This is a genomic window from Oceanospirillum sanctuarii (assembly GCF_002150805.1).
GTDB lineage: Bacteria > Pseudomonadota > Gammaproteobacteria > Pseudomonadales > Halomonadaceae > Oceanospirillum > Oceanospirillum sanctuarii.
In genome coordinates, this window is record NZ_MTBA01000004.1 from 188,677 (window position 1) to 206,476 (window position 17,800).

General features: G+C 50.7%; 16 protein-coding genes. 12 read left to right on the plus strand and 4 right to left on the minus strand.

What is annotated here, in order from left to right:
- The first annotated feature begins 13 nt into the window (after positions 1–13).
- Genes BV405_RS07825 through BV405_RS07835 form a run of 3 tightly spaced genes read left to right on the plus strand, consistent with a single transcriptional unit; the run spans position 14 to position 2,610 of the window.
- Complete coding sequence (locus tag BV405_RS07825; protein WP_086480318.1) at positions 14–502, plus strand: SH3 domain-containing protein; 489 nt, start codon at positions 14–16, stop codon at positions 500–502.
- Positions 502–1,350, plus strand: coding sequence for a M48 family metalloprotease (locus tag BV405_RS07830; protein WP_086480319.1), 849 nt, complete (start codon positions 502–504; stop codon positions 1,348–1,350). The genes BV405_RS07825 and BV405_RS07830 overlap by 1 nt, the downstream gene beginning before the upstream one ends.
- A complete protein-coding gene (locus BV405_RS07835; RefSeq protein ID WP_086480320.1) occupies positions 1,351–2,610 on the plus strand; it encodes an OmpP1/FadL family transporter in 1,260 nt (419 codons plus the stop codon).
- Between the two features lie 18 nt (positions 2,611–2,628).
- Here the strand turns inward: BV405_RS07835 and BV405_RS07840 are convergent, their stop codons facing one another.
- Positions 2,629–3,720, minus strand: coding sequence for an AI-2E family transporter (locus BV405_RS07840; protein ID WP_086481123.1), 1,092 nt, complete (start codon positions 3,718–3,720; stop codon positions 2,629–2,631).
- A 139-nt stretch (positions 3,721–3,859) separates the two neighbouring features.
- Positions 3,860–4,921: a DUF2066 domain-containing protein gene (locus BV405_RS07845; protein WP_176330081.1), complete on the minus strand. Its 1,062-nt coding sequence runs from the start codon at positions 4,919–4,921 to the stop codon at positions 3,860–3,862.
- 199 nt (positions 4,922–5,120) lie between these two features.
- On the opposite strand from BV405_RS07845, the gene purM reads away from it, so the two are divergent.
- From purM to BV405_RS07865, 4 genes are all read left to right on the plus strand, one after another.
- Entirely contained in the window at positions 5,121–6,176 is a 1,056-nt protein-coding gene (gene purM / locus BV405_RS07850) for a phosphoribosylformylglycinamidine cyclo-ligase (protein WP_086480322.1), read from the plus strand.
- Positions 6,176–6,835 carry a phosphoribosylglycinamide formyltransferase gene (gene purN / locus BV405_RS07855; RefSeq protein WP_086480323.1) on the plus strand — a complete coding sequence of 220 codons (660 nt, stop codon included), beginning with the start codon at positions 6,176–6,178 and terminating at the stop codon, positions 6,833–6,835. The genes purM and purN overlap by 1 nt, the downstream gene beginning before the upstream one ends.
- A gap of 43 nt (positions 6,836–6,878) precedes the next feature.
- Positions 6,879–7,604: a DUF3108 domain-containing protein gene (locus tag BV405_RS07860; RefSeq protein WP_086480324.1), complete on the plus strand. Its 726-nt coding sequence runs from the start codon at positions 6,879–6,881 to the stop codon at positions 7,602–7,604.
- A 185-nt stretch (positions 7,605–7,789) separates the two neighbouring features.
- A complete protein-coding gene (locus BV405_RS07865; protein ID WP_086480325.1) occupies positions 7,790–8,545 on the plus strand; it encodes a substrate-binding periplasmic protein in 756 nt (251 codons plus the stop codon).
- Positions 8,546–8,617: 72 nt separating this feature from the next.
- Here BV405_RS07865 and dcd read toward each other — a convergent pair whose 3' ends face one another.
- Positions 8,618–9,184 (minus strand): dCTP deaminase, encoded by a 567-nt coding sequence (gene dcd / locus BV405_RS07870; RefSeq protein WP_086480326.1) that lies wholly within the window; start codon positions 9,182–9,184, stop codon positions 8,618–8,620.
- A 110-nt stretch (positions 9,185–9,294) separates the two neighbouring features.
- Here dcd and BV405_RS07875 point away from each other — a divergent pair, with 110 nt between their 5' ends.
- Positions 9,295–9,909, plus strand: coding sequence for a flavin reductase family protein (locus BV405_RS07875; protein WP_086480327.1), 615 nt, complete (start codon positions 9,295–9,297; stop codon positions 9,907–9,909).
- A gap of 134 nt (positions 9,910–10,043) precedes the next feature.
- Here the strand turns inward: BV405_RS07875 and apbC are convergent, their stop codons facing one another.
- A complete protein-coding gene (apbC, locus tag BV405_RS07880; RefSeq protein WP_086480328.1) occupies positions 10,044–10,847 on the minus strand; it encodes an iron-sulfur cluster carrier protein ApbC in 804 nt (267 codons plus the stop codon).
- A gap of 384 nt (positions 10,848–11,231) precedes the next feature.
- Here apbC and metG point away from each other — a divergent pair, with 384 nt between their 5' ends.
- From metG to rsxC, 4 genes are all read left to right on the plus strand, one after another.
- Entirely contained in the window at positions 11,232–13,265 is a 2,034-nt protein-coding gene (gene metG, locus BV405_RS07885) for a methionine--tRNA ligase (RefSeq protein WP_086480329.1), read from the plus strand.
- 283 nt (positions 13,266–13,548) lie between these two features.
- Positions 13,549–14,130: an electron transport complex subunit RsxA gene (gene rsxA / locus BV405_RS07890; RefSeq protein WP_086480330.1), complete on the plus strand. Its 582-nt coding sequence runs from the start codon at positions 13,549–13,551 to the stop codon at positions 14,128–14,130.
- Positions 14,131–14,231: 101 nt separating this feature from the next.
- Entirely contained in the window at positions 14,232–14,858 is a 627-nt protein-coding gene (gene rsxB / locus BV405_RS07895) for an electron transport complex subunit RsxB (RefSeq protein WP_086480331.1), read from the plus strand.
- Positions 14,858–17,794 carry an electron transport complex subunit RsxC gene (gene rsxC, locus BV405_RS07900; protein ID WP_086480332.1) on the plus strand — a complete coding sequence of 979 codons (2,937 nt, stop codon included), beginning with the start codon at positions 14,858–14,860 and terminating at the stop codon, positions 17,792–17,794. Before rsxB ends, rsxC begins: the two co-directional genes overlap by 1 nt.
- Positions 17,795–17,800: the final 6 nt, after the last annotated feature.

Consider the following 17,800-nt stretch of genomic DNA (forward strand, 5'->3'; position numbering starts at 1 on the left):
GGAGCTAACCCAGATGCTTAAAATTATGCTTAAAGCCTCGCTGGGCCTAATGCTGGCCAGCAGCTTTGCTCACGGAGCCACCCTCTATATTCAAAGCCAAAAAGCCTATCTACTGGACGCCCCGAAATTCAGCGCAACTAAGCTACTCAAACTAGAACATGGTACACCTGTTAACTCTATTCAGACCCAAGGGAACTGGCATCAGGTAACAGTGCAAGGTCAGGCAGGGTGGTTATCTAAGCTATTACTAAAGCCTCACCCTCCCTTGGAAAGAGTTTCGATACTTGAAACCGCTGACAACGATTTTAAGGAAAGCGTCCGTAGGCGCTCCTCGTCTATTGTAACTGCAGGAGCCGCTCGCGGCTTGGCAAGCGAAGAACGCAGTAGAATCCATCAAAATAATGAAGCCAATTATTTTGCTTTGAAAAAAGTCGAAACCTTGACTTTAGATCAATCTGAACTTGATCTATTCGCCCAGTCGCTGGAATCAGGCAAAAGATAATGAAAAAAACACTTCTTTATACAGGGCTAGTTACAGCAATGCTGACCGGCTGCACTACAACAACGGATTCTCAAATAAGAGACACTCGCCTTCGATCTGATCAAATTTACACTCGAAGCACAGCTTCAACAGAAGATGTTGAAGCTGAAATTCAATTCGGCAGAGAGCTATCTGCTCGTATTTTGGCTCGATATAAACTCAGCGATGACCAACGACTGCAAAAGTATCTCAACATAGTAGGCAAAACCCTAGGGAAAAACTCTGGGAGACCGGAGTTAACGTATTATTTTGCCGCGATTGAGTCTGATGATATTAATGCTTACGCAGCTCCTGGAGGCTATGTTTTTGTAACAACCGGAGCCATTGCACAAATGAACGATGAAGCTGAACTTGCAGGTGTTCTCGCTCATGAAATTGCCCATATCACTGAAAAACATATCGTGAAGGCTATTGGAATCAAAGGTTCAGACTCCAGCGCTATTTCCGGCTTTTCTAAGTTATTAGGGGCATCAAACGATCCAACAAGAATCGCATTTTCTCAGGCGATCGATAAAGCCCTTGATTACTTGTTTGAAAATGGCTTACAGGCAGAAGATGAATATCAATCAGATGCCACTGGAACCCTTATCGCCACACAAACAGGCTATGATCCAGATGCATTACGCCGCTATTTATCCAGAATAAAAAGCCAAAGAAAACAATTGGACGTTGTAAACAAAACTCACCCTCCGTTCAATAAGAGACTTTTCGAGTTAAATCAGTTGTTAACGATTGAGGGTTTAACACCTGAACCAGATCTTCGCTTTAATGAACGCTTCAAAACAACGATGAACAAAGTGCGCGGATAGATGGAAATGCATTCAAAAAATAAACTTTTTGCTCTTGCCCTTTGCGCACTAAGCGCTGCCCCAGTAATGGCCGATGATGAACATTACGTTAATTTCCTTCTTGGCGGTCGTGCCATGGGAATGGGCGGGGCATATACAGCCATATCTGATGATCCTGCTGGCATGTTTTACAATCCTGCAGGTATTGTATACGCCCATAGCCCAAACCTATCAGCCAGTGTGAACGCATTCCGTTTTTCCAATAAAACGTTTGAAAACGTGTTAACGGGAGGAAATGACTGGAGCAGGGAAAATTCAGCTCTAGTACCCAATTTTTTTGGTGTAACGCAACCCTTCGGCAACTTCACAGTTGGCTTTTCTTACGCTGTAACAGATACATCGGAAGAAGATCAGGCTCAAACATTCAGCAATCTGAGTAGCAATATTGAACGTTTCACAATCAATGTAAATGAAACCAACACTGTAAACAAACTCGGCCCGTCTATTGCCTACCAAGCAAGTGATAACTTCTCTATTGGCATGACCTTTTATCTCCACATGAGAGATACCAAAACAATTGTAAATCAGTACGTAAAACTCAATGAGTCACTGGACACCAGCTCAACCGGCCAACACACGGAGTGGACCAATAGTTATTACAAAAACTCTGAATACGGCATCACGCCAAAGATAGGAGTAATCTGGAGCCCTACAGATAAACTAGCGCTCGCAGCTACCTACAGTCAAAACTTTGTCTTCGCTTCAACAGGGTACTCACAAACAACCTGCCTTGCCTCCCATAAGACAACTAGCTCTTCATGCGATACCTCAAAGGTATATGCAACTCAAACAGCAGGCGAGACCAGCAACACCCACTCTGAAGACCCATTCGAGTTACGCTTTGGCACAGCCTACTTTGCATCCAGCCAACTACTCCTTTCTGCGGATATGACTTTCCATTCCGAAGTAACCGGCAAGAGAAGTGTTGTGAATGTAGCTGGCGGCGCTGAATACTACATAGATCCTGAATGGGCAGTAAGAGCAGGAGGTTTTACAAACTTCTCCAATGCCCCGACCCCAACTACGAGTTACGCATCTGAGCAGATTGATTTCTTCGGTGGAAGCCTGAGTGTTACAAGGTTCAGCAAAAACTCTTCAATATCTGCGGGAACAAACATCCAATACGGCACAGGCACATCCAGCTCTGTAGCCGCTGGAAGAATTACAGATGTCTCTGCTTTGGATATGACCTTCTTCCTTTCAACTGCATACTCGTACTAACTTCAACGCCCAGCCAGCTTATTCAGCTGGCTGTGCTTCATCCCCGTCATCGGCCTGCATGGACTCAGGTTCATCATTATCCTTGTAGTAGTCATGCAGGTGACGCAAAAGCACCATCACAACTGCAGCCACGGGCAAGGCGATCAGAACACCAACAAATCCTGCTAACTGCCCGCCAGCCATGATGGCAAAAATAACCGTTACCGGATGCAGACCAATTTTGTCGCCCACCAGCAATGGGGTCAGAGCAAAACTCTCCAGCAACTGCCCTACACCAAAGACAAGCGCGATCCAGACCAGAGGCACCCAATCACCAAACTGGAACCAACCTGCGAGTAAACCTGCCCCAATACCGATAATAGCTCCCAGATAAGGCACGATACTGGCAAGCCCGGCAATCAAACCAACCAAGAGAGCCAGCTTAAGACCAACCAACCACAAGCCTGTCGCATAGATAACACTCAGGCAGAGCATTACCAGGAGCTGACCTTTAATAAAAGCTCCCAGCACCTCATCACACTCCATCGCCAGAGCTTCTGTTTTAGCCTGATAACGACGTGGGAAAAGCCTCAGCACCTTCAGTTTCAGATGATCCCAATCCAACAACAAATAGAAGGTTACCACTGGAATCAAACCGATATTGACTGCCGCGCTGATCAATGCCATTCCGGATTGACCAACCTCCTTCAGAATCACACCAGCAATAGAGCTCGCCTGACGCAGATGCCCTGTGATCGCCTTCTGAATCGCATCCAGTTCAAACACGCCCGCTTCAACGCCGGTATATTGCTCCAAAAGAGGAATCGCCGTTGCTCGCAGCCAGTGAACCGCGACTGGGATAAACTCCTGAATCAAAGCCAACTGTTTACCCAGCAGCGGAATCAGAAACAACAGGAAAAGCACAAAAAACAGCGTCAGAGAAAGAAACACCACAACTACAGAAAAGCGTCGCGACAGCCCTTTATCCTCAAGCCAGTCTGCAAAGGGGTCACCCATATAAGCCAAAAGCATCCCCGCCAGAAATGGCATCAGTATCGGCTGCAGGAGATACAGAAAAACGACAATAGCGACTAAAGCAACCGCAATAATTCTTTGCTGAACACTACCCATAAAAATCATCCTTCATCACAAATCCTGCCAACCCATCCTTATCAAAATCCTAACTGCGACATCTGACAGGTCTAAAAATTCATTTCATAAAAAAGCCGATGACAGGCACCGGCTTCCAGAAATCAATGCTCGGACAACCTCAAGGCCGCCAGAAAAAACTCTGCTCAACACCTTCAAATCCTGAATTATCCGGCTCAAGATAAGAGTCTAGAGCGAGCACAGAAAGAAACTGCTCAACAGCACCTTTCAAAGCCACACGATAAGCAACGCCTGTATCATCAACGCGGGCAACTTCGACACGCCCTACCACCTGAAGGCTACTCAGGTAATGATTCAGCTTAGCGTAATCCTCTACAGATTTGAGACCCACTACCTTAAAGGCGTAATCACCTGAGTTGGCACCGCTGACAACAACTGCGTACTTCTCTGCCAGAACTTCAGCCAGTGCATCAACAGACTTGGCAAAAAGCTCTCGCACCTCATCTGCTTTCAGCTCAATGGCCTGACGCTGGTTACCAATCTGAACCAACCAATAGGCATTCCAGCTGGAACCCGAACGATAAAAGCGACCGCTGTAGACCGCATCGGGAGAATAACGCACGGATGCTGCACTGATCCGATCACTGAACTGCCCCCAGATATCGCTCACGCTGACCAGTTGCTCATCTTCAAGATCCATCAGCGGCAGAAGAACCGGAACGCCTCGCCGCTTGGCCTCGGCATCAATTACTTCCGCCAGCAGAGGATTATTCTCACTGTTCACCACAAAGCGGCCGTTTGGCCCCTGAATAGCCAGCCAGGTCAGCACACTGGGACGGTTACTCCCCCAAACAGACAACTGAGAGTCACTCAACACCTTGATCAGAGAAGGGCCATCAAATCGCATGGTTAAACGAAACGCAGGTTGGTCAGTTCCTGCTGCTTTATCATTTGCCTGATAAGAAAACTGAGCCAGATAGCTTTCAGCTCGCCCCAGCAACGCCTGAATTGAGTCATGCTCTAACGTACGTTCATGACCGGAAACACGCACCAACACATCAGCAAGACCTGCTTTAACCGCAACGGTACGCTGCTCAGCAGACTGATCGGAAACAAGACGCTCACTCTCAAACAAACCTTCAATCTGCACAGCCATCGCCGGTAACGATATCAGCAGTCCCAGCCCAACAGCGATAAAGCTGCGAATCCAACCCTTAAACATGCAAACCTCTTTAACCTTGGCATTCCAGTTGCCGGACATTCTACCCGAAGCAAATCCTCAGCACAGCCCGGAGCGAAAAAGAATCAGAAACAGTATCCGGTAAAAAAAAGCCAGCATTTCCCAAAGGCGAGTGACCCCTGCGATGAGGTAGGGTACAATCCCGCGCTGATTATCCTATTGCGATTCCACAGGATCCTTCATGAGCACCGACACGCAAAAATCGATTAGTTATAAAGACGCTGGCGTTGACATCGACGCGGGCAACGCCCTGGTTGAACGTATTAAAGGTACAGCCAAACGCACACGCCGCCCTGAGGTACTGGGTGGACTGGGTGGTTTTGGCGCACTTTGCGAACTGCCAAGCCGCTACCGCGAGCCTGTTCTGGTTTCCGGAACCGACGGCGTAGGTACCAAGCTTCGTCTGGCGATGGACCTGAAAAAACACGACACCATCGGTATCGATCTGGTTGCTATGTGTGTGAACGACCTGGTGGTTTGCGGTGCTGAACCTCTGTTCTTCCTGGACTACTACGCTACCGGCAAGCTGAACGTTGATATCGCAGCTGATGTTGTAAACGGTATCGGTGAAGGCTGCCTGCAGGCAGGCGCAGCTCTGGTTGGTGGTGAAACTGCTGAAATGCCGGGCATGTACGAAGGCGAAGATTACGATCTGGCAGGCTTCTGCGTAGGTGTTGCTGAAAAGAGCGAAGTGATCGATGGCACTAAAGTAAAACCAGGTCAGGCTCTGATCGGTCTTGCGTCCAGCGGTCCTCATTCCAATGGTTACTCTCTGATCCGCAAGATCATTGAAGTCACCAATGCAGATCTGAATGAAGAAGTTGACGGCCAGCCTTTGGCAGACGCTCTGATGGCACCGACCCGCATCTACGTGAAGCCGGTTCTGAAGCTGATCGAAACCCTGCCTGTTCATGCGATCTCCCACATCACGGGTGGCGGCCTGCAGGAAAACCTGCCGCGCGTACTGCCTGAGAACGCAAAAGCCGTTGTTGACCTGAACAGCTGGCAGCGCCCTGAAGTATTCAACTGGCTGCAGCGTGGCGGCAACGTTGACGAGTACGAAATGTACCGCACCCTGAACTGCGGCGTAGGCATGATCATCGTGGTTGATCAGGAACAGGCTCAGGTGGCTATCGACCTGCTGAACGCTGAAGGCGAAAAAGCATGGCAGATCGGTCACATCGCAGAAGCTTCTGCCGATGAAGAACAGGTAGAACTGCAGGGCCTTAACAAGTAATGTCCGGCTCTATCGTTATCCTGATCTCAGGTAGTGGCAGCAACATGCAGGCGATTATCGACGCAGTAGACAGCGGCGATATCCCTGGCCACATCAGTGCGGTTATCAGTAACCGCCCTGATGCTTTCGGTCTGGAGCGCGCTCAGGCAGCGGGCATCCATACCGAATTGCTGGACCACACCGAATTCAAAAGTCGTGAGATTTTTGATCTGAATCTGATCCGTAAGATTGATGAATTTGAACCGGATCTGGTGATCTTGGCTGGCTTTATGCGCATCCTGACACCGGATTTTGTTCGTCGTTACAACGGCAAACTCATCAATATCCACCCTTCTCTTCTGCCCAAGTATCAGGGGCTTCACACGCACAAGCGTGCCATTGAAGCCGGCGATACCGAACACGGTGCCAGCGTGCACTTTGTTACCGAAGAGCTGGATGGCGGCCCCGTCTTTATTCAGGCATCCGTGCCGGTTAAAGAAGGCGACACCCCTGAAGTGTTAGCGAAACGGGTTCTGATTCAGGAACATAAGATCTTCCCGATTGCAGTAAAGTGGTTTATGGAAGGACGTGTTCAGCTGGAAAACGGCATTCCTCATATGGATGGCGTATCCTTAGAAGGCAGAATACCCCGCCTTCAGGCTGAACCTTCTGAAGAATAAAGCCTGAATCAAGAAACAAACACTGCACCAAAGGAGGCGTGCAATGCTGAAATGGATACTACTTTTAACCCTTGGGCTATTTGCAGTTCCCAGCTTCGCGCTTCCTCCCCTCAAGCCTTTTCAGGCAACCTATAAAACCACCTACGAACTGGGTTTCAGCATTGATGTTGAGGCCAAACGTACGTTGTCTCAACAGAGCAATGGTCAATGGGTACTCGATTTCCGCGCTAAGAACTGGTTCGCACGTATCCAGCAAACCAGTACCTTCCTGCTCGATTCCGAAAGCCAGTTAAAACCCCTGCTCTATCGTCGCTACCAGAAAGTCTTCGGCAAAAGCGAAGAACAGAAGGTGATCTTTCACTGGGATGAGCAACGGGTTACCAACGATATCGATAACAAACCCTGGAAGATGGATATCCCAGTCAACGCACAGGACCTGCTTAGTTACCAGCTAAAGCTGCGTTACGACCTGCTACAAAACCCGGAACAAAAGCAGTTCCAGTATCCGGTAGCCGATGGAGGTAAGATCAAATTCTTTACCTTCCGCGTAGTTGGCGACGAAGTTCTGAGCACGCCCATAGGTCGCCTGAACACCATCAAACTGGAAAGCCTGCGCCACTCTAAAATGGATGTTGAGCACTTAGTTTGGTTGGCTAAAGACTGGGACAACTTATTACTACGTATCGAGCCGGTTCGACGCAAAGACAAGGAAGAACCCGTCGTACTGGTCAAAGCAACCCTGAATGGCAAAAAAGTAACCGGCTTATAAAATATTTTATATTTTTCGGTTAAACCGTTAAGCCGACGCTAAACTAACGAACATAAACAATAAAAATAAGCATTACTTTCAACCATCAAACTCAGTCGCATCTGCGACCCCAAGCACTAATGACGGCCATAGGGAAATGTCCCGGTTCAGGCAGGTAAGCCCGCCCAAGAAACTGGAGCATCAACATGACCATCCGCCACCTGCTAAGTATTCTGTGCCTTCTTGCCGCCCCTTTCTTCGCCATTCATGCTAATGCGGAACCACTAAAAATCGGCACCGACAGCTGGCCACCCTTTCGGGAAATCAAAAACAATCAGATCGCCGGTATCGACGATGATCTCTGGCAGGAACTCAGCCAACGCATGGGCATTGAGATTCAATATATCCGCTGCCCCTGGAAGCGCTGCCTGGATCTGATGCGCGCCGGTGAAATCGATGCCATGAGCGGTCTGGCATGGCGCAAAGAACGCGCCGAGTATATCCGCTACGTTGAGCCGTCCTATTACGGCTGTTCAACCCGCTTCTATATTCGCGCCGGTGACGAGGAACGCCTGAGCAGTAAAGAGCAGCTTAACGAACTGAATATCGGCATGGTTCGGGGTTCAGCTTACTACCCAGAGTTTGATCAGGATGACTCTCTGCAAAAAACGCAACTGGCTCAGGAAAGTGTATTACTGCCTCTTCTGGCATCCGGCCGTATCGACAGCTACATAGGCACAGACTGCCAGGCTGACTTCGAACTCGCCAACAGCCGCTGGAATCAGCAACTAGTAAAAGCCCCTTTTAACCCAGACAACAACACACCACTCTACATCGGCTTTTCCCGAAAAAGCTCATGGAGCAAGCAGTATGAAGAGTTCAGTGACGCAATAAAGCAGGTTCTGCTGGACAACTTTCAGGGCAAAGTTCAGAAAAAATATTATCAGGGCACCATGCAATAAAGTCCGCCCCCCTCTCTTTCTAGAGGCGCAAAAAAAGCACCACGAAGGTGCTTTTTTCGTTTGCAACAGATATCAGGTCTTAGGTAGTGTCACGCCAGTTTGTCCCTGATACTTGCCGCCGCGATCTTTGTATGAAGTCTCACAAACCTCATCAGATTCGAAGAACAGCATCTGAGCCACGCCTTCATTGGCATAGATTTTCGCCGGCAGATTCGTGGTATTAGAGAATTCCAGCGTTACGTGGCCTTCCCACTCTGGCTCAAGCGGCGTTACGTTTACAATGATACCGCAGCGGGCATAAGTCGATTTCCCCAGACAAACCGTCAGCACATTTCGCGGAATACGGAAGTACTCAACAGTTCGCGCCAAAGCAAAGGAGTTCGGCGGAATGATGCAGACATCACTTTTGATATCAACAAAGCTGTTTTCGTCGAAATTTTTCGGATCAACCGTCGCAGAGTGGATATTGGTAAACACCTTAAACTCATCTGCGCAACGTACGTCATAGCCATAGCTGGATGTGCCGAAAGAGATCACACGCTGACCATCAACATAACGTACCTGCTCAGACTCAAACGGTTCGATCATAGCGTCAGATTCTGCCATGCGGCGAATCCACTTATCAGACTTAATGGCCATAAACTTCCTACGTGTTAGATTGAAAAAAGCGTTTGAATGATACAGGGTTGATTGCCAATGCAAAAGAGCCGCTTAGAATATCCAAGATTACTGCGACACAAGGATTCATCATGCGTATCGATTTTGACACTTTAAGCCCGAATCAGGCCTATCACCTGATGACCCAGACCATCATCCCGCGTCCGGTCGCCTGGGTACTGACCGCCAACGAAACCTCCGGCTACAATCTGGCTCCTTTTTCCTTCTTCAACGCCATCTGTAGCAATCCGCCACTGGTGATGTTCTCCGCCGGTAAAAAGCCGGATGGCACTCTAAAAGATACCCGACACAATTTAGGTCAAAGCAAACAGCTGGTAATTCATATCCCTTCCGTTGATCAGGCGGAAGAAGTGACTGAAACCGCACGCACATTGGACTACGGTGACTCCGAACTATACAAAATCCGTCATCCACTGGTTAACGAACCGGACTGGGATCTGCCTCGCCTTGAGAACGCACCTGTTGCCATGCTGGCAGAACTGACCGACCTGCATGAAGTTGGCCCGAACCAACAGGCGATCTTCTACTGTGAGATCAAAGCACTTTATGTCCGGGATGATCTGGTGGAAGAAGATGCCAAAGGTCGCACCCGAATCGATGCCGCTAAAATGCAACCTCTGGCACGACTGGGTGGTGGTGAATACGCCACCTTCGGGCAAGTTTTTAAACTGGATCGCCCAGCCTAAGTTCTCATCTGCGCATAAAAACCAGCTGCGCATAAAAAAACGGGGCAGCTGAATCGACTTCAGCTACCCCGTTTCTCTTTTATCGTCTTAAGACTCAGATATCGCATTAAGCTTCAGAGCCTTAACAGATCAGATCACTCACCAAAGGTGATGGTCGGTACTTCCTGCTCCGCCTTCTCAAGCTGAACAATCACATTATCAGCAATATCAGAGAAGAAGCCGGCAATTGCACCATCAGGCTCAGCCACAACAGATGGCTTACCACTGTCGGCCTGCTCACGAATGGTCGAGGTCAGAGGCAACTGCCCCAGAAGAACGGTATCGTATTCCTTAGCGATACGATCACCGCCGCCTTCACCAAATACCGGCTCTGTGTGACCACATTCACTACAGGTGTGCAGACTCATGTTTTCCACCACACCCAGCACCGGAATCTTCACTTTGCGGAACATCTCGACGCCTTTTTTGGCATCCAGCAGCGCGATATCCTGAGGCGTGGTTACGATAACCGCACCACTCACCTGAACTTTCTGTGCCAATGTCAGCTGAATATCACCGGTACCCGGCGGCATATCAATAAACAGGTAATCCAGCTCAGGCCAGTCGGTCTGGGTCAGCATCTGCTGGAAGGCACCACTCACCATAGGGCCACGCCAAACCATCGGCGTTTTCTCGGTCACCAGATACGCCATAGACATGGTGTACAGGCCCTGGGCTTCAATCGGACCGAAGTTATTGCCATTGGTAGTCTGAGGACGCACACCATCAGCCACACCCAGCATCAGCGCCTGACTTGGGCCATAAACATCCGCATCCAGAAGGCCAACTTTAAAGCCTTTAGCCGCCATCGCCAGCGCAAGGTTAGCGGTAACCGTAGATTTACCGACACCACCTTTACCGGATGCCACAGCAACAATTTTTTTCACATCTTCCAGCATAACGACCTCTAGTCTGAATCTGTTATGAGTAAGCCTGAACCTTGAGACTCAGGATCAGGCTTAAATCGCAAACCTTTGTTAAAAACAAGGTGTTAGATCTTGTGTTGAGAATTCCTTTTAGCTTACCACAGGCAATAACCCAGTAAAGCACTTGGTTAATAAACCCTATTTTTTATAACGAAAAACATCTCACCGGATTTTCACCCTGAAAAGACAATACAGAGATGAAAAAAATCCTTTCAGTCGCTATAGTTACCGGATTGTTTTTTTCACCGGCTGCCAGCCTGCCTAAGCCTGATCTTTGATCATCAAAAGAAAACATCAGCCGCAGCAAAAAAGATGGCAAGCCCAATCCCGTTCAACACAGAAGCGTAAAGAGACACCATGTCATCAGCTCGTAAAATCCTAGTGACCAGCGCACTTCCTTATGCCAACGGCTCCATTCACCTGGGACACCTGCTGGAATATATCCAGACTGATATCTGGGTTCGTTTTCAGAAACAACGTGGCCACATGTGCTCCTACGTTTGTGCCGATGACGCACACGGTACCGCTATCATGCTGCGTGCCGAGCAGGAAGGTATCACCTCTCAGCAGCTGATCGACAAAGTAAATGCCGAGCACCGTGCTGACTTTGACCGTTTTCTGGTGAACTTCGACAACTACTACTCCACGCATTCTGAAGAGAACCGCGAGTTCTCTGAACTCATCTACAAGCGTCTACGTGATGCTGGTCATATCGCGACTCGTAACATCACCCAGATGTTTGATCCGGACAAAGGCCTGTTCCTGGCGGACCGCTTCATCAAGGGCACCTGCCCGAAATGTAAAGCCGATGACCAGTACGGCGATAACTGTGAAGCCTGTGGCGCAACCTACACTCCTGCTGAACTGATCGATCCTAAGTCTGCCATCTCAGGTGCAACACCGGTTGAGAAAGAATCCGAGCACTACTTCTTCAAGCTGCAGGATTTCCAGACCATGCTTACCGAGTGGACCCAAAGCGGTACACTGCACGAGCAGATCGCCAACAAACTGAAAGAGTGGCTGGAAGCCGGTCTGCAGGAGTGGGACATCAGCCGTGATGCGCCTTACTTCGGTTTTGAGATTCCTGATGCACCGGGCAAATACTTCTACGTATGGCTGGACGCACCTATCGGCTACATGGCGAGCTTTAAAAACCTGTGCTCCCGCCGTGACGATCTGGAGTTTGATGACTACTGGAACAAAGATTCCGAAGCCGAGCTGTACCACTTTATCGGCAAAGACATCATCAACTTCCACGCTCTGTTCTGGCCAGCGATGCTGGAAGGTTCCGGTTTCCGCAAGCCAACAGCAGTTAACGCCCATGGCTTCCTGACCGTTAACGGCCAGAAAATGTCCAAATCCCGTGGCACCTTTATCAAGGCGCAAACTTTCGCTGAGTTCCTGAATCCGGAATACCTGCGTTACTACTTTGCCGCCAAGCTGACCAGCCGTCCGGAAGATCTGGACCTGAACTTTGAAGACTTCACCGCCCGTGTGAACTCTGACCTGATCGGTAAAGTGGTTAACATCGCCAGCCGTTGCGCCGGTTTTGTTAAGAAGTCCGGTGGCAAGCTGTCTGAGACCTGTGTAGAACAGGCGATGCTGGATGAAGCTGTGGCACTGGGCAACCAGATCGCAGAGCACTATGAAAACCGTGACTTTGGCCGTGCGATCCGTCTGATTATGGAGCTGGCAGACACTGCTAACGCTTACATCGCCGACAAAGCGCCGTGGTCACTGGCAAAAGAAGAAGGCAAAGAGCAGGAAGTTCTGGATGTTTGCTCCGTCGGTATCAACCTGTTCCGTCAGCTGATCACCTATCTGGCACCGGTTCTGCCGGTTATGAGCGAGCAGGCGGCAGCCTTCCTGAATGTTGAAAATCTGGACTGGGATGCCCGCGAACAACTACTGCTGGGCCATGAGATCAACAAGTTCAAGCCGCTGATGACCCGTGTTGAAAGCGACAAGATCGATGCCATGATCGAAGCCTCCAAAGAGGTTCTGGCAGAAGAGCAAAAACTGAAAGAGCAGCCAACAGGCCCTCTGGCAGACGACCCGATCAGTGATGAGATCGAGTTTGATGACTTCGCCAAGCTGGATCTGCGTGTGGCAACTATCGTTGCCGCCGACCACGTCAAAGGCGCTGATAAGCTGATTCAGCTGACACTGGATCTGGGCGGCGTGACCAAAAACGTCTTTGCCGGCATCAAGTCTGCCTACAACCCGGAAGATCTGGTAGGTCGTCAAACCGTTATGGTTGCCAACCTGAAGCCTCGCAAGATGCGTTTCGGCATGTCCGAAGGTATGGTGATGGCCGCAGGCCCTGGTGGTGAAGATATCTTCCTGCTGACGCCGGATAAAGGTGCTGAAAACGGAATGCGCGTTAAATAAGGCAACAGCCAACGCACTCTTCGAAAAACACCATAAAAAACAGGGGCATAAGCCCCTGTTTTTTTATCTGCCGTTGGGAATATGCATCATTTACATATAACTATTTCCTATAAGAAGCCCTGCCTTTTTTCTTGTAGGTAATAACATAAAAAACGATAATAGTGCCGCTTTAAGCTAAGATCCGTGCGTTTAAAGCTGGGGCTGATTCGTGTCAGCGTAACCTGAGCAAAAAGCTCTATAATGTCGCCCCCTGATAAACCCTAACTCCTGACGAAGATAAGTGATGACTGAATACATCCTGCTCCTGATCAGTACGATTCTGGTGAACAACTTTGTTCTGGTTCAGTTTCTGGGCCTGTGTCCTTTTATGGGTGTTTCCAACAAACTGGAATCCGCCATGGGCATGTCTCTGGCCACCACCTTTGTACTGACCCTGTCCTCCTCCAGCAGTTATCTCGTATATCACTTTGTGCTGGAACCTCTGGGTATCGAATATCTGAAAACCATCGCCTTTATCATGATGATCGCGGTGGTCGTGCAGTTCACCGAAATGGTGGTGCGCAAAACCAGCCCGCTGCTGTACCGCGTACTGGGTATCTTCCTGCCACTAATTACCACCAACTGTGCGGTACTGGGTGTGGCACTGCTGAGCCTGAACCGCAACAGCGGCTTTGTAGAAGCGACCATCTACGGCTTTGGCGCTTCCGTGGGTTTCTCTCTGGTTCTGGTGCTGTTTGCCGCCATGCGTGAACGCATTGCTGTTGCTGACGTTCCGGCACCCTTTAAAGGTTCATCCATCGCTATGGTGACCGCTGGTCTGATGTCGCTGGCCTTTCTGGGCTTCAGTGGACTGGTTCAGCTTTAAATTCGTCCCGAACAATCTTTTTACTTGAGTTAACGGTTAACAGGCAAAGCCAGCGCTTTGTACTGAACCCTCTAATCGAATAAGCGATACCGGACAAACAGATGACTGAGTTTCTTTCACAACATCCTGTTTTAGCTGCTGTAATCGGACTGCTGACCCTCGCAGCCCTTTTCGGCGCCATGCTGGGCTATGCCTCCATCCGCTTTAAAGTGGAAGGCAACCCGATTGTTGACCAGATCGACGGCCTGCTGCCGCAAACTCAGTGCGGCCAGTGTGGCCATCCCGGCTGCCGCCCTTATGCCGAAGCGATCGCCAATGGCGACGATATCAACAAGTGCCCTCCCGGCGGCGAAAGCACCATGGAAGCTCTGGCCGATCTGATGGGGCGAGACCCTATGCCGCTGGACGCTGATCCGGACACCATCGGTGTGAAAAAAGTTGCTTATATCCGAGAAGATGAGTGTATCGGCTGCACCAAATGCATCATGGCCTGTCCGGTAGATGCCATTGTCGGTGCCACCAAGCTGATGCACACCGTTATTGAAACTGAATGTACCGGCTGCGACCTCTGTGTTGAGCCTTGTCCTGTAGACTGTATCGATATGCTGCCTGTAGAAACCACAGTGAAAAACTGGGGCTGGAACCGCCCAGAGGGCCCGAATGCCCGCTTTGAAAATCAGGTTTTCGCCACCAGTTCCGGCACCTCTGTCAGCGGAGGAGCGGTTTAATGCGCACACTTTGGGATTTCCACGGTGGTATTCACCCGGACGAAAACAAGCAGCAGTCGGTACAGCAACCTCTGGTTCAGGCACCGCTGCCAAGCAAGGTTATTCTGCCCCTGCAACAGCATATCGGCGCTCCGGCCGAACCTCTGGTTACCGTGGGCGATCAGGTTAAAACCGGTCAGCTGATCGCAAAAGCCGATGGCTTTATCAGTGCTAATATTCACGCCTCGATTTCCGGCACCGTAACCGCTATCGGCGAACATCCGATTCCTCACGCCTCCGGCATGAACGACCTCTGTATCACCATCGAATCCGATGGCAAAGATGAATGGGCAATGCTGGAGCCGGTGAGCGACTGGCAGAATGCCGAGGTCGACACCCTGCTTAATGCGATTTCCAAAGCCGGTATCGTGGGTATGGGTGGCGCAGGCTTCCCGACAGCAGTGAAAGCCCGCACCCGCGAGCGTCACGCCATTGATACTCTGGTGATTAACGCTGCCGAGTGCGAGCCTTATATCACCGCCGACGATATGGCGATGCGCACCTACCCGCAACAGCTGGTACTGGGTGCACAGATCCTCTGCAAACTGGTTGATCCGAGCAGCTGTCTGATCGGCATCGAAGACAACAAGCCGGAAGCGATCAAGGTTCTGCAGGAAGCCACCAAGGGCACGCATATTGATGTGGTCGTGATCCCGACCAAATACCCGTCCGGTGGTGAGAAGCAGTTGATTAAGATTCTGACCGGCCGTGAAGTGCCGTCCGGAGGTCTGCCTGCGGATATCGGTGTGGTATGTCAGAACGTAGGCACTGCTATCGCGATTGCCAAAGCAGTGACACTGGGCGAGCCTCTGGTCAGCCGTATCACCACCCTGACCGGCAATGCCATGACCCGCCGCCAGAACGTGGAAGTGCGCCTTGGCACCCCGATTCGTGAACTGCTGGACTATGCCGGTTTCAACGCCTCTCTTGCCAGCCGCCTGATTATGGGTGGCCCTATGATGGGCTTTACCCTGACCGGTGATCAGCTGCCTGTGGTGAAAACCACCAACTGCCTGCTGGCTCCGACCCATCAGGAGTTCCCTGATCCGGAACCGGAAAATCCCTGCATCCGTTGTGGCATGTGCGAACAGGCCTGCCCGGCAGAACTGCTGCCCCAGCAGCTGCACTGGTTTGCCAAGGCGGAAGAGTTTGAAAAAGCTCAGCTGTTTAACCTGTTCGACTGTATCGAATGCGGTGCCTGCGCCTATGTTTGCCCAAGCAGCATTCCGCTGGTGCAATACTACCGTTTTGCCAAAACTGAGATCCGTAAAGAGCAGGAAGAGGCGAAAAAAGCAGAGCGCGCCAAGATTCGTTTTGAACAGCGTCAGGCCCGTCTGGAACGTGAAGAAGCTGAGAAGATCGCTGCCCGTAACGCCCGTATGGCTGCTGCAGCGGCTAAATCACCAGCCAGCTCAACAACTGCTGCAACGCCTTCACCAGCACCAGCTGCTAACGGCCTGGATGAAGCGGCCGCTAAGAAGCTGAAAATTCAGCGCGCAGCAGCAAGCGTTGCCCTGAAGAAAGCAGAAAAAGCACTGGCGGAAGCCACTGACGACAACCGCAGCAAGCTGGAAGCGGATCTGAAAGCGGCACAGGACAAGGTTGCCTCCATCGATGCGCAACTGGGTGGAGGTTCTCCAGCCAGCCCAGCTCCTGCAGCTGCACAAGCAACCAATCCGAACGGTCTGGATGAAGCAGCACTGAAAAAGCTGAAGATCCAGCGCGCAGCCGCCAGCGTAGCCCTCAAGAAGGCAGAAAAAGCGCTGGAGGAAGCCTCCGATGAAGACAAGTCTAAGCTGGAAGCGGATCTGAAAGTCGCTCAGGACAAGGTTGCCGATATCGAGAAACAACTGGGTATCGCTTCTGCACCCTCTGCGACAACAGCAGCACCGCCTCAGGCTGCCCCTGCTGCCGCCAACGAAGCGCAGGAAAAAGCCCTGAAGCAGGCTAAGATCGCTGTTGCCGCCAGCAAGGCCGCAATTAAGAAGGCAGAGAAAGCGCTGGTACATGCCCAGCGTGATAATGATCCGGACGAAGTGGCCGCCAAAGAAGCCGCTATCGTGACTGCCAAAGCCAATGCGGTAAAAGCAGAAGAAAAACTGAAGGCGCTGGAAGAAAGCGCTAAATCGGCTTCGGCTGCCTCTCCGACGCAAGCAGCCCCTGCGGCTGATTCCGCCGATCAGGAAAAAGCCCTGAAGCAGGCTAAGATAGCAGCTGCTGCCAGCAAAGCTGCGATCAAGAAAGCAGAGAAAGAGCTGACTGCCGCGCAGGATTCCGGCGATGCCGGACAGATTGCAGCCTGTGAAGCCAAGCTGACAACCGCCAAAGAGAAAGCTCAGCAGGCAGCGGATAATCTGACCGCTCTGCAGAATGCTGCGTCTCAGCCAAAAGCAGAAGCAACGGCTGCGAGCTCTGGTGACGATGCTGTAGCGGATCAGGAAAAGGCGCTGAAACAGGCTAAGATTGCCGCCGCAGCCAGCAAGGCCGCCATCAAAAAGGCAGAGAAAGAGCTGACCGCCGCACAGGATTCCGGCGATGCCGAACAGATCGCCGCCTGTGAAGCCAAGCTGAGCACCGTAAAAGAGAAAGCACAGCAGGCCGCCGATAAACTGGCCGCCCTGCAGAATAGCTCGGCTGAAGCACCTAAAGCAGAATCTCAGCCAGCCGCTGCCGACAATGCCGCTGAAGCTCAGGAAAAAGCACTCAAGCAGGCGAAGATTATCGCTGCAGCGACTAAAACTGCACTGAAAAAAGCGGAAAAGGCGCTGGCCGAAGCAGAAGCCTCTGGCGATGCTCAAGCGATCAGTGATCAGCAGGTTGTGGTAGAGCGTTGTAAAAACAAATTCGCCGACGCCGAGCAGAAACTGGCTCAGCTAACCGGCACTGAAGTGTGTTAAGGGTCT